This is a genomic window from Pseudomonas sp. B6(2017) (assembly GCF_002112765.1).
GTDB classification, from domain to species: Bacteria; Pseudomonadota; Gammaproteobacteria; order Pseudomonadales; family Pseudomonadaceae; genus Aquipseudomonas; species Aquipseudomonas piscis.
This window is the reverse complement of record NZ_NEIQ01000010.1, coordinates 108,015-120,182: the sequence shown is the minus strand read 5'-3', so window position 1 is coordinate 120,182 and position 12,168 is coordinate 108,015. Positions and strand designations below refer to the sequence as shown.

The following is a 12,168-nucleotide window of genomic DNA, read 5'->3' as shown; positions in this document are numbered from 1 at the left end:
CCAGTGATTGAGTGAGGCAGGGTCAAGGCGTGCCGTTGCGCCCGTGCAACAGGAAACCCGGGCGCTGGCTCAGGCGTTCGTAGTAGGCCGCCACGGCGGGGAAGTCCGGGTGCTCCATGGGAGTCATTCGCCAGCGATTGACCGACAGCCCGAGGACGATATCCGCCAGGCTGAAATCATCGCCGGCGGCATAGGCCTGGGTGCGGGCCAGTTGCTGTTCGAGGATCTGCATCTTGGCATTCCAGGCCAGCAGGCTGGCCCCCAGGCGCCGGCTGTCCTGGCAATCGGGGTGTTGGCGCACCAGGCCCATGAATGCATAGCTCCAGGACGGGTTGAGCTCCGTAGCCTGCCAGTCCATCCATTGCTCCACCAGGGCCCTGGCCCGCGGAGCGATCGGCAGCAAGCCGCTGCCCGGATGCAGGTTGGCCAGGTAGCGGCAGATGCTGTTGGACTCCCACAGGACGCCGGCGTCGTCGATCAGCACCGGGACCTGGGCATTGGGATTGAGGGCAAGGAATTCAGGGGTGTGGGTGGAGCGAAAGCCGCTGCCCCAGTCTTCCTGTTGATAGGGCAAGCCAAGTTCCTCGCAGGTCCACAAGACTTTCCTGACGTTGATGGACGAGGCTTTACCGAGAATTCTGCAGGGGGTTCCCATGACGCTTCCTTGTTCTTGGTTCTGGCAGGTCCTGGGAATCTAACAGCGTCGCGCCGGCGCCGCGACGGGCAATTTACCCGGCGCAACGCTGGCGGTTTTCAGGCCGGGTCGGGCAGCGCCGAGGCGGGCAGGCCGAAGACCCGGTCGAACAACCAGTTGAAGGCGAAGGTGTAGCACGGGATGAACAGGATCAGCGCCAGGTCCAGCAGGAAGGCCTGTACCAGGCTGATGTCCATCCACCAGGCGATCAGCGGGATCAGGAACACGATCAGCGTCAGCTGGAAGCCCACGGCATGGGCGATGCGCCGCTTGACGGTCCGGGTCCGCGAGGCCTGGCGGCTTTCCCAACGCTCGAACAGGCTGGTGTAGATGAAGTTCCAGGTCACGGCGATGCTGGTGATGATCACGGCCAGCGGGCCGGTACTGGTGGGCGAGGTGCCGGACAGCAGGGCCAGGCCCAGGGCCGAGAAGGTCATGCCGAATACTTCGAACAGCGAGACATAGACCAGTTTGCGTTTCACGCCTTGCATGGGAGTTCCTTGGTGAAAAGGGGGGAAGCCAGCCTGGAGCTGGTGAAGTGCGCAGAAGATAGCTTCAATTGAAGTGACAGAAAAAGTCGGAAGCTTTCAGTATTTCTGATAGGTTGGAGCGATGAATTTTTCCAGCGACAGCATCCAGTTGTTTCTTGCCGTGCTCGAGCGCGGCTCCTTTTCCGCCGCCGCCCGGTTCCTGGGCAAGGTGCCCTCGACAGTCAGCATGGGGATCGCCAACCTCGAGGCCGAACTGGGTTATGCCTTGTTCGATCGCAGCCATCGCGAGCCGGTGCCGACGCCGCTGGCCTTGGCCCTGGCGCCCCATGCGCGCTTGATCGCCGATCAGCTGCGACAGTTGCAGGTACATGCCGTCGAGCTGTCCCTGGGCCTGGAAAGCAAGCTGGCGGTGGCGGTGGTGGACGATATCGACAAGCAGCGAGTGCTGGCGGCGATCAAGCTGATTGCCGAGCGTTACCCGTTGCTGGAGGTGGAAGTGCTCAGTGCGCCGCAGGACGATGTGCTGCAGTTGCTGCACAGCGGGCGGGTCAGTGTCGCGGTGGCATTCGCCGGCTTGAGCGTCAACGCCCTGGAATACTTCCAGTACGTGGGCAGCGAGCGCATGACGGCCTGTATTGCCGCCCGGCATCCGCTGTTCCAGGCCAGCGACGGCAGCCTGTACCTGGAGGACCTGATCCAGGTACGCCAGGTGGTGGTGGCCAGCCGCGACTTGCCCATCAGCGATACCCGGCCCCTGGTGGGCGAATCCCGCTGGCGCACCGACAGCCTGGCCATGGCCTTGCACATGGTGGAAGCGGGGATCGGCTGGGGCAACTTCCCGCTGTCGGTGTTGCGCCCGCTATTCGCGGCCGGGCGTCTGCAGCGCCTGCGTTTCAAGAACATCGACAACGGCCTGACCTTGCCGGTGCATGCGGTGTGGCTCAAGAGCCAAGCGTTGCAGAAAGGCGCCCTGGCCCTGGTGCAACTGCTCAGCGGCCAGGACCCGGCGCTCGATAGCCCGCCTGTGCCGGTGGCGTAATGCTCAGTCCCGAGCCTGTTCCCGCAGCCAGTGCAACAGCAACCCTGCCGGCGAGTCGGCATCGATGGGGCCGGGCGACAGCAGGTAGTAGGCGCTGCCGTCGGCGATGAAGTCGAAGGGGGCGCACAAGAGCCCACTGGCCAGGTCATCGCGTACCAGTTGCCAGGGCGCGATGGCCAGCCCCAGTCCCGCCACCGCCGCTTGCAGGCTGAAGTAGAAATGCTCGAACCCTTGTTCCTGTGGTGCGGGGCTATCAGCTAGCTGCTGCAATTGCAGCCACTGCTGCCAGGCCGTCGGCCGGGTGGCGCTGTGCAGGCGCGGGGCGTGTCCGGCCAGTCGCGGTCGATCTTCTGTCTGTGGCGCCCAGTCTGCCTGGTGCTGCGGGCGGCACACCGGGCCGATGCGTTCATCGAACAACCAGTGGGCCTGGGTTTCGCTGTTCCAGGTGAAGTCGTTGCGGCGGATCGCCAGGTCGATCCCGGCATTGAAGGAGAAGGGGCCGCCACCGGCCAGCAGTTGGATCGACACCTGCGGATGTGCCGCCTGGAATTGCGGCAGCCGGGGGATCAACCAACGCATCAGCAGGGTGGGTTCGCAGGACAACACCAAGGGGCCCGGGGCCTGGGCGCTGCGCAGGCGAACGGCAGTATGCTCGACCAGGTCCAGGGCCTGGCTCACGCTATGCAGCAGCTCGCTGCCGGCGGCGGTGAGGAATACCCGGTGGCTGCGACGCTCGAACAGTGGCGTGCCCAAGTCTTCTTCCAGGGCTCGTACGGCGCGGCTGATGGCGCCGTGGGTCAGGTGCAGGGCGGCACCGGCACGGGTGAAGCTCTCCAGGCGCGCCGCGGCCTCGAAGCAGCGCAGGGCTCCCAGTGGCGGCAGGCGGCGACGTAATGACTGTGAGTTTTTATCACCGTAAGTGTCAGTTTTCATCGTTGGCTGTTTCCGTGGCGGTCCCCATACAGTAGCGCCTGATTCTATAACCAAGGCGTATGTAACGTGACTGAACTGTTAGTCGTACTCACCATTACCATTCTTGCTGTACTCAGCCCCGGAGCCGATTTCGCCCTGGTCACCCGCAACAGCCTGATGCTTTCGCGGCGCCACGGCGTGCTCACCGCCCTGGGCATCGGGCTGGGGGTCATGCTGCATATCGGCTACAGCTTGCTGGGGGTAGGGGTGCTGCTGCAGCAGTCGCTGCTGTGGTTCACGGTGCTGAAGAGCGCCGGGGCGATGTACCTCATCTACCTGGGCTACAAGCTGCTGCGCAGCCCGGCGTCGGCTGGGCAGGAGACGCTGGCGCAGGGCCAGGCGATGTCCGGCTGGGCGGCCCTGCGCAGTGGCCTGCTGACCAATGCGCTGAATCCGAAGACCATGATCTTCGTCCTCAGCCTGTTCATGCAGGTGATCGAGCCGGGAACCCGCTTGCCGGTGCAACTGGGCTACGGCGCGATCATCGTCCTGGCCCATGTGCTGTGGTTCGTGGCGGTGGCGCTGTTCTTCTCGGCGCCGGCCATCGCTGGCCGGCTGCTGGCCTACAAGCGCCGGATCGATCAGCTGTTCGGCGTGGTGCTGGTGGGCTTCGGCCTGTTGCTCGGTGCCCTGGGCCTGCGGCCCTGAGGCGCCTCAGGTGCTTTCGCGGACCCTTAGCTCGAAGCCCATGTCCACCATCGGTTCGGCCACGCTGTTACCGGCCAAGAGGGTCAGCATCTGCTCGGCGGCGCGCCGGCCTATGGCTTCCCGTGGGGTGCTGATGCTGCTCAGGCGCGGCACCATGTATTCCGAGGACGGCAGGTCGTTGAAGCCCAGCACCGCCACCTGCTCGGGAACCTTGATACCGCAGCGCATGGCTTCCAGCAGGGCGCCCTGGGCCAGGTCGTCGTTGCCGAAGAAGATCGCGTCCACCTGGGGCTGGCTCTGCATCAGTTGCAGGAACAACTCGCCGCCCAGGCCCACGGAGGAGGGGCGTGGGGTCAGCAGTTCCAGGTCCGGGTTGTACAACCCGGCAGCCTGCAGGGCCCGGCGGAAGCCTTCGCCGCGCAGCAGGGTGCGCTGATCCAGTTGCGCGCCGATGTAGGCCAGGTGCCGGCGCCCGCGGGAGATCAGGTGCTGGGCGGCGGTCTCCCCGGCGCTGAGCTGGGAGAAGCCCACGCAGTTGATCCCGGATGCGCTGTCCAGGTCCATCATGTAGACGCAGGGAATGTTGTTCGCCTCGATCATCCGCCGGGCGCTTTCAGTGCGGTCGAAGCCGGTCAGCAGTAAACCCCGGGGCTGGTAGGTCATGTAGTTGCGCAGCAGGTTCTCTTCTTCGTCCCGGGAATAGTGGTAGTTGCCGATCAGCACTTCGAAGCCCTTGGGCCGCAGGACCTGGTGGATGGCTTCCAGGGTTTCGATGAACAGCAGGTTCGACAGCGACGGCACCAGTACCACCACCGACTGGCTCTGGGCCGAGGCCAGGGCGCGGGCGGCGGAGTTGACCACGTAGTTCAGCTCCAGCGCCGCCTTCTGCACCTTCTCCACCAGTTCGGTGGCCACGCTGCTGACGCCGCGCAGCGCCCTGGAGGCGGTGATCGGGCTGACGCCAGCCAGGCGTGCGACTTCGTTGAGGGTTGGGCGGCCCGTGGTACGGGAATTTTTATCGTTCTTCTGGGTGGTCATCAGACGGCTTGCCAAACAAAATTCAAGTCACTAAGGTAGCGCTGTCCTAAAACAGCTGCAATGCGTGAGCGAGGTGTGCCTGACTCCTCGCTCTTTGGTTTTGGCGGACTATATACGCGGCAACCCACAAAAATGACAAGAAGGCGTCGGCAGACACTGTTTTTGTACTAGAACTAGAACTAGCGAAGGTAGCGCTGTCTGCGCGCTGAGGTCTTATATGAGTCAACCTATTACCGCCCTGGTCATCATGGGCGTTGCCGGCTGTGGCAAATCCAGCGTCAGCCAGGCCCTGTGCCAGCGCAGCGGTGCCACGGCCATTGAAGGCGATACGTTCCACCCTGCCGCGAACATCGCCAAGATGAGTGCCGGAATCCCCCTCGACGACGACGACCGCGCCGGCTGGCTCGACAGCCTGTGCGAGGAGTTGCGCCGTGCCCTGGCCGCCGGCCAGCAGCCGGTACTGACCTGCTCGGCCCTCAAGCGCCAGTATCGCGAGCGCCTGCGCGCCGCGACCCCCGGCCTGGGCTTTGTCTTCCTCGAACTGAGCCCGCAAGTCGCCGCCGACCGCGTAGCGCACCGGCCAGGGCATTTCATGCCATCGACCCTGATCGACAGCCAGTTCGCCACCCTCGAATCCCCGGTGGGGGAGCCGCTCACCCTGGCCCTGGATGCCAGCAACCTGAGCGTCCTGCGCCTGGCCGAACTGGCCCACCAATGGTGGCTGGCAAACGGCCTCGAAACTTCACGCTAGGTGTCGCCTCGAAAAAGGTAGCGCTATCCACTCGGCCCTTGTTTTTAACGCTTTAATAAAAACAACAAACCGGAGGCAAACTCATGTTTGGCATGTCCCAAGAGACCTATCTGCTGGTTGATGCAGTGGTCACCATCATCGGGCTGATCGTCTTGATCACCCGCTTCAAACTGCACCCCTTCATCGCCCTGATCATCGCGGCCGGCTTCCTGGGCCTGACCTCGGGCATGCCGGTGGACAAGATCATCAAGGCGTTCCAGGACGGCTTCGGTGGCGTGCTCGGTTTCGTCGGCATCATCCTGGCGCTGGGCACCATGCTCGGCAAGATGATGGCCGAGTCCGGCGGCGCCGATCAGATCGCCCAGACCCTGATCCGTTCGTTCGGCAAGGAGCGGGTGCAGTGGGCGATGATGTTCGCCGCCTTCCTGGTGGGCATCCCGCTGTTCTTCGAGATCGGCTTCGTGCTGCTGATCCCGCTGGTGTTCATCGTCGCCCGGCGTACCGGGGTCTCGCTGATCAAGATCGGTATCCCGCTGCTGGCCGGCCTGTCCGCGGTCCACGGCCTGGTGCCGCCGCACCCGGGGCCGCTGCTGGCCATCGGCGTGTTCGGCGCCGATATCGGCAAGACCATCCTCTACGGCCTGATCGTGGCGCTGCCCACGGCGATCATCGCCGGTCCGATCTACGGCACCTTCATTGCCAAGTACATTCCCGGCAACCCATCCCAGGAGCTGGTGGACCAGCTGGCCCGCGAACCCCAGAGCAGCGAGCTGCCGAGCTTCAGCGTGACCCTGGTGACCGTGCTGCTGCCGGTGTTCCTGATGCTGCTCAAGACCTTCGCCGACGTGGCCCTGGCCGACGGGCATTTCTTCCGCATCTGGATGGACATGATCGGCCACCCGATCACCGCCTTGCTCCTGGCGCTGCTGCTGTCGCTGTACACCTTCGGCTACAAGCAGAACATCGACTCCAAGCGCATGCTCAAGCTCCTGGACGCCAGCCTGGCACCGACCGCGGCGATCATCCTGATCATCGGTGCCGGTGGCGGTTTCAAGCAGATGCTGGTGACCAGTGGCGTGGGTGACGTGATCGGCCACATGGCGGTCAACGCGCAGATCTCGCCGATCCTGCTGGCCTGGCTGGTAGCGGCGGTGATCCGCATCGCCACTGGTTCTGCCACCGTGGCCACCATCACGGGCGCCGGGATCGTGGTCCCGGTGGTGGGGATGATCCCCGGGGTCAACCGCGAGCTGCTGGTGCTGGCCACCGGCGCCGGGTCGCTGATCCTGTCCCACGTCAATGATGCCGGCTTCTGGCTGGTCAAGCAGTACTTCAACATGACCGTGGCCGAGACCTTCAAGACCTGGACGGCCATGGAGACCATCCTGTCGGTGGTGGGCCTGATCTTCATCTTGTTGCTGTCGCTGGTGGTCTGACCTCCTGCGCTATGCCGCCCACAAAAAAACCGCAGCGATGCGGTTTTTTTGTGCCTGTTCGATTGTAGGAGCGGCCGGTCGACGCTCGATTGCCCGCGATGGCTGGCTCAGCGTTATCGTCCAGCGCCGGCAAGCCTGGTTCCTACAGAGGCCGCATCACGCGCCTTTGTGCACCAGGCCGTCGGCGCGGAACATGCCGCGGATGCCTCGTACGGCCTGGCGGATACGGTCCTGGTTCTCGATCAGGGCAAAGCGCACGTGATCGTCACCGTATTCGCCGAACCCTACGCCCGGCGAGACGCAGACCTTGGCCTCGGCCAGCAGCTTCTTGGCGAACTCCAGCGAGCCCAGGTGGGCATAGGCTTCCGGGATCTTGGCCCAGACGTACATCGAGGCCTTGGGGTTCTCCACCATCCAGCCCAGCTCATGCAGGCCCTTGACCAGCACATTGCGCCGCTGCCGGTACTGCTCGGCGATATCGCGCACGCACTGTTGGTCGCCTTCCAGGGCCGCGATGGCAGCCACCTGCAGCGGGGTGAAGGTGCCGTAGTCGTGGTAGCTCTTGATCCGCGCCAGGGCGCTGACCAGCTCCGGGTTGCCGACCATGAAGCCGATGCGCCAGCCGGCCATGTTGTAGCTCTTGGACAGGGTGAAGAACTCCACCGCGATGTCCTTGGCCCCGGGTACCTGCATGATCGACGGGGCCTTCCAGCCGTCGTAGACGATGTCGGCGTAGGCCAGGTCGTGGATCACCAGCACGTCGTACTGCTTGGCCAGGGCGATCACCCGTTCGAAGAAGTCCAGCTCCACGCATTGCGAGGTGGGGTTGGACGGGAAGCCGAGGATCATCATCTTCGGCTTGGGGATCGAGCCGCGGATGGCCTGTTCCAGTTCGGCGAAGAAATCCACGCCGGGCACCAGCGGCACCGAGCGCACCTGGGCGCCGGCGATCACCGCACCGTAGATATGGATCGGATAGCTGGGGTTGGGCACCAGCACCGTGTCGCCGTGGTCCAGGGTGGCGAGCATCAGGTGCGCCAGGCCTTCCTTGGAGCCGATGGTGACGATGGCTTCGCTTTCCGGGTCGATGTCGACCTGGTAGCGCTCCTGGTACCAGCGGGAAATCGCCCGGCGCAGCCGTGGAATGCCCCTGGAGGTGGAATAGCCATGGGTGTCTTCGCGCTGGGCGACCTGCACCAGCTTCTCGACGATATGCGGCGGAGTCGCGCCGTCGGGGTTACCCATGCTCAAGTCGATGATGTCTTCGCCGCGCCGACGCGCAGCCATCTTCAGCTCGGCAGTGATATTGAAAACGTAGGGGGGGAGTCGATCGATACGCGCAAAGCGGCGCGGCGAAACTTGTTCGGCCATGGTTGCCTCGAGAAGACGTAAGCGCCCGGAACCGTCCGAGCGACGTTGGCCACTGCGGTGGCCTGCGGGGCAGACGATAAGGGCGCTGGCGGCGGCTTGTCCAGAGGCGTGAAAAATTATTTTCCCGGGCTGGCGGGCATTTGCGGGGGCGCAGGCTTTGCCGCTATAACGTGCACGCTTCTTGCTGGCCCTGGCCGGGAAAGGGGCGGGCCAGGCAGGTCTTCCCGAGCACGAGCTCCCCCGACGAGCCTTCGAACAACAGCAGTACATGGGATGGATGATGGAATTCACCAGCGGCTTCTTGCTCAGCCTTTCGTTGTGCCTGGATATCGGCGTGGCCAATATCGCGATGATCACCCTGGCCATGCAGCGTGGTTACTTCCAGGGCTTTTGCCTGGGCCTGGGCACCTGTGTCGGTGACCTGGTCTATGCGCTGCTGGCCCTGGCCGGGATGACCGTTTTGCTGCAGTACGAGACGGTGCGCTGGGTGCTGTGGCTTGGCGGTTCGGTGCTGCTGGTGTACTTCGCGGCGAAGATGATCTACGCCGCGATCCATCACGACGCGCTGCTCGACACCCGTGGCGAGGTGGACCGGGGCTCGCCGCGCAAGGAGTTCCTGCGGGGGATCTTCCTGGCCATGTCCTCGCCCAGCGCGATCCTCTGGTTCGCCGCCGTGGGAGGCACCCTGATCGCCCGCTCCGGGGGCGGCGGCACGGCTGATTCCGCGCTGTTCCTGGCCGGTTTCTTCTGCGCCGGGCTGGCCTGGACAATGGGCCTGTGCCTGGCGGCGACCCAGGGCGGCAAGCTACTGGGCGACAAGCTGTTGCGCTATTGCTACCTGGCATCTGCGGCGATCTTCTGCTATTTCGCGGTTTACGTGATCGTATCCGGTTACCAGGAGTTCATCGTCGGTGCCCGGCCGCTCTACCTTCCGGCGCTCTGATCCAGGCCTTGGCCACAGGCTTCTATACTTGCCTGCGAACCCTTTTTTAAGTGGCAGGAGTGGCATTCATGGATGAGCAAAACCAGGGCAGTGGCCCGCAACCACGCTTCGAAAGATGGCATTTCCTGCTGGTCGCCGGTTTCAGCCAGCACTTCACCCCTGCCGACATCCAGGTGATCGGCCAGCTGTGGCAGCGTTTCATTCCCCATATCGGCAAGGTGCCGGGGCAGGTGGATGACGTCACCTACGGCGTGTGCTGCAACCCCGATGGGCAGGGCGGCTTCGAGTACATCGCCGGGGTCGAGATCAGCAAGCTCGACGACTTGCCCGACCACTATCGCTGGGTCGAGCTGCAGCCCCAGCAGTACGCGGTGTTCGAGCACCACGGTTCATTGCAGCAGTTGCCCTGCACCTTCGACTACATCTGGCAGACCTGGCTCCCGCAATCGGGCCAGCAGGCCGCCGATGCCCCCTGCTTCGAGCGCTACAGCGCCGATTTCAATCCCAATACCGGGCATGGCAGCCTGGAAATCTGGCTGCCCCTGAAGACGGCCTGAACCTCTCGGGGCGCGTCGGCGCCCCTGCTTCGCCTGCACAGGGCGGCAATCTTTATGCGGTCTTGATACCGCCCCCCGCAATCAGTGCCCGACCTTGATACGCCCTCGCCTAACCTGCGTGGCGCAGAGAAGGGCGGTCGACCACCTGTTCCCGCCTCCCTGCCGGCGCCCATTGCCGGGCACCGCCAACGGTAGCGCCGCGAGCCGCTGATGAGGCCTGGCGCTGCCCCAAACGCCATCGAGGGGAACCGTCTTGCTGACACTGCCATTGATCTACGGCGCCAGCGGCTTTTGCGCTGTGCTGCTGTTCGCCTACCTGGGGTACGCGCTGATCCGCGCCGAGAAGTTCTGATGCGCGTTCCCAGCATTCGCCATGCATTGGCATGCGCCCGGCCGGGCGCTTTCGAGAAAGGAAACCAGCCATGTACGACCTGATCTTCGTGGGCCTGTCCCTGGGGTTCTTTGTACTGACGGCCCTGGGCATCGTCGCCATGGGCAAGATTTGAGCGGAGCATCGACATGTTGAGTACTGTGCTGGAATACGCGGTGATCCTCGGTCTGATGACCGGGCTCGCCGTGCTCATGGGCAAGTGGCTGGCCCGGGTCTTCAGCGGCCGCGGCCATGCCCTGGCGGAGCGCGCCACTTACCGCTTGCTGGGGATCGATCCTGGCGAGGCCATGGGCTGGGCCCGCTACGGTTCGGCCTTGCTGCTGTCCAACGCGGCGATGATGCTGCTGGGCTACCTGGTGCTGCGCCTGCAAGGGCTGACGCCCCTGAACCCGCTGGGGCTGGCGGCGCAGACCCCGGACCTGGCGTTCAACACCGCCGCCTCGTTCATCACCAATACCAACTGGCAGGCGTACTCCGGCGAGAGCAGCCTGTCGAACTTCAGCCAGATGGCGGCCATCACCTTCCTGATGTTCGTCGGCGCTACCGCCGGAGTGGTGGCCGCCGCCGGCTTCATCCGCGGCCTGAGCCGTTCCAGCTCGGCGGACATCGGCAACTACTGGGTGGATTTCATCCGCGTGCTGTACCGGGTGATGCTGCCCTTGTGCCTGCTGATGGCCCTGGTCTACGTCTGGCAGGGCATGCCCCAGACCCTGAATTCCGAGGCCCTGACCAGTACCCTGGAAGGCGGCCGCCAGCAGTTGATCGTCGGCGCCGTGGCCAGCTTCGAGTCGATCAAGCACATCGGCACCAACGGCGGCGGTTTCTTCAGCATGAACGCCGCGCACCCGTTCGAGAACCCGACGCCGCTGACCAACGTCCTGCACATCCTCAGCATGCTGCTGATTCCTTCGGCGCTGACCTACACCTTCGGCAGCATGCTGCTGCGCCGGCGCCAGGGCTGGGTGTTCTTCGGCACCTTCCTGGTGATGTTCGCAGGCTTCCTGGCCATCGTGTTCACTGCCGAGCAGAGCGGCAACCCGCTGCTGACCCTGGCCGGCGCCGACCAGCAACTGTCGGCGACCCAGAGCGGCGGCAACATGGAAGGCAAGGAGCTGCGCTTCGGCATCGCCGACACTGCGCTGTTCGTCACCACCACCACCGGTGCCACCACCGGCTCGGTGAACGCCATGCATGACTCGCTGACCCCCATGGGCGGTTTCGTACCCCTGGCGCAGATGATGCTCAACTGCGTGTTCGGCGGCGACGGCGTGGGCTTCATCAACCTGATCCAGTACGCCCTGCTGACGGTGTTCCTGGTGGGCATGATGATCGGCCGCAGCCCGGAGTTCCTCGGCAAGAAGATCGAGGCCCGGGAGATCAAGCTGGTGATGCTCTCGGTGCTGGCGCATCCGATCTGCATCCTCGGGTTCACCGCCCTGGCGGCGCTCTGGCCAGACACCCTCAACAGCCTCAACAACCTGGGTCCCCATGGTTTCAGCGAGGTGCTCTACGCCTACGCCTCGGGCACCGCGAACAACGGTTCGGCGTTCGCCGGGCTGAACGCCAACACGCCGTTCTTCAACACCACCATCGGCCTGGCGATGCTCATGGGGCGCTTCTTCACCATGCTGCCGATGCTGGCCGTGGCCGGCTCCCTGGCGGCGAAAAAGAACATCCCGGCCGGCGCCGGCACCATTCCCACCGCGACCCCGCTGTTCATGTTCCTGGTGGTGTTCGTGGTGCTGGTGGTCGGTGGCCTGACCTTCCTGCCGGCGCTCGCGCTCGGCCCGCTGGTGGAGCAACTGCAGTTGCTGGCCGGCCAGACCTACAAGTAAGG

The 12,168-nt window shown here is 64.4% G+C and carries 14 protein-coding genes; 9 read left to right on the top strand and 5 right to left on the bottom strand.

Going from position 1 to position 12,168, the window contains the following annotated elements; genetic code table 11:
* Positions 1-22: 22 nt before the first annotated feature.
* Both CAG11_RS18420 and CAG11_RS18415 read right to left on the bottom strand, forming a co-directional pair.
* Positions 23-655, bottom strand: a complete 633-nt coding sequence (locus tag CAG11_RS18420) for a glutathione S-transferase family protein (RefSeq protein ID WP_085597328.1) — start codon at positions 653-655, stop codon at positions 23-25.
* Between the two features lie 98 nt (positions 656-753).
* Entirely contained in the window at positions 754-1,185 is a 432-nt protein-coding gene (locus CAG11_RS18415; protein WP_085597327.1) for a PACE efflux transporter, read from the bottom strand.
* Between the two features lie 121 nt (positions 1,186-1,306).
* On the opposite strand from CAG11_RS18415, the gene CAG11_RS18410 reads away from it, so the two are divergent.
* Positions 1,307-2,224, top strand: a complete 918-nt coding sequence (locus CAG11_RS18410) for a LysR family transcriptional regulator (RefSeq protein ID WP_085597326.1) — start codon at positions 1,307-1,309, stop codon at positions 2,222-2,224.
* Between the two features lie 3 nt (positions 2,225-2,227).
* Here the strand turns inward: CAG11_RS18410 and CAG11_RS18405 are convergent, their stop codons facing one another.
* Complete coding sequence (locus CAG11_RS18405; RefSeq protein WP_085597325.1) at positions 2,228-3,157, bottom strand: LysR family transcriptional regulator; 930 nt, start codon at positions 3,155-3,157, stop codon at positions 2,228-2,230.
* A gap of 66 nt (positions 3,158-3,223) precedes the next feature.
* Between CAG11_RS18405 and CAG11_RS18400 the strand changes: the two genes are divergently transcribed.
* Positions 3,224-3,844 carry a LysE family transporter gene (locus CAG11_RS18400; RefSeq protein WP_085597324.1) on the top strand — a complete coding sequence of 207 codons (621 nt, stop codon included), beginning with the start codon at positions 3,224-3,226 and terminating at the stop codon, positions 3,842-3,844.
* A gap of 6 nt (positions 3,845-3,850) precedes the next feature.
* On the opposite strand, the gene CAG11_RS18395 is transcribed toward CAG11_RS18400, so the two are convergent.
* On the bottom strand, positions 3,851-4,882 hold the full coding sequence (locus CAG11_RS18395) for a LacI family DNA-binding transcriptional regulator (protein ID WP_085597323.1): 1,032 nt from the start codon (positions 4,880-4,882) through the stop codon (positions 3,851-3,853).
* Between the two features lie 217 nt (positions 4,883-5,099).
* Here CAG11_RS18395 and CAG11_RS18390 point away from each other — a divergent pair, with 217 nt between their 5' ends.
* A complete protein-coding gene (locus CAG11_RS18390; RefSeq protein ID WP_085597322.1) occupies positions 5,100-5,633 on the top strand; it encodes a gluconokinase in 534 nt (177 codons plus the stop codon).
* Positions 5,634-5,716: 83 nt separating this feature from the next.
* Positions 5,717-7,069, top strand: coding sequence for a GntP family permease (locus CAG11_RS18385; RefSeq protein WP_053137179.1), 1,353 nt, complete (start codon positions 5,717-5,719; stop codon positions 7,067-7,069).
* A gap of 156 nt (positions 7,070-7,225) precedes the next feature.
* Here CAG11_RS18385 and alaC read toward each other — a convergent pair whose 3' ends face one another.
* Entirely contained in the window at positions 7,226-8,440 is a 1,215-nt protein-coding gene (gene alaC, locus CAG11_RS18380; RefSeq protein WP_085597321.1) for an alanine transaminase, read from the bottom strand.
* A 280-nt stretch (positions 8,441-8,720) separates the two neighbouring features.
* Between alaC and CAG11_RS18375 the strand changes: the two genes are divergently transcribed.
* The 5 genes from CAG11_RS18375 to kdpA all read left to right on the top strand — a co-directional run bounded on the left by CAG11_RS18375 (position 8,721) and on the right by kdpA (position 12,166).
* Entirely contained in the window at positions 8,721-9,383 is a 663-nt protein-coding gene (locus CAG11_RS18375) for a LysE family translocator (RefSeq protein ID WP_085597320.1), read from the top strand.
* Between the two features lie 68 nt (positions 9,384-9,451).
* Positions 9,452-9,940 (top strand): GyrI-like domain-containing protein, encoded by a 489-nt coding sequence (locus CAG11_RS18370; RefSeq protein WP_085597319.1) that lies wholly within the window; start codon positions 9,452-9,454, stop codon positions 9,938-9,940.
* Positions 9,941-10,193: 253 nt separating this feature from the next.
* Positions 10,194-10,292, top strand: a complete 99-nt coding sequence (kdpF, locus tag CAG11_RS18365; protein WP_022640401.1) for a K(+)-transporting ATPase subunit F — start codon at positions 10,194-10,196, stop codon at positions 10,290-10,292.
* A gap of 31 nt (positions 10,293-10,323) precedes the next feature.
* Positions 10,324-10,446, top strand: a complete 123-nt coding sequence (locus CAG11_RS34080; RefSeq protein ID WP_256224242.1) for a hypothetical protein — start codon at positions 10,324-10,326, stop codon at positions 10,444-10,446.
* Positions 10,447-10,459: 13 nt separating this feature from the next.
* Positions 10,460-12,166 (top strand): potassium-transporting ATPase subunit KdpA, encoded by a 1,707-nt coding sequence (kdpA, locus tag CAG11_RS18360; RefSeq protein WP_085597318.1) that lies wholly within the window; start codon positions 10,460-10,462, stop codon positions 12,164-12,166.
* Positions 12,167-12,168: the final 2 nt, after the last annotated feature.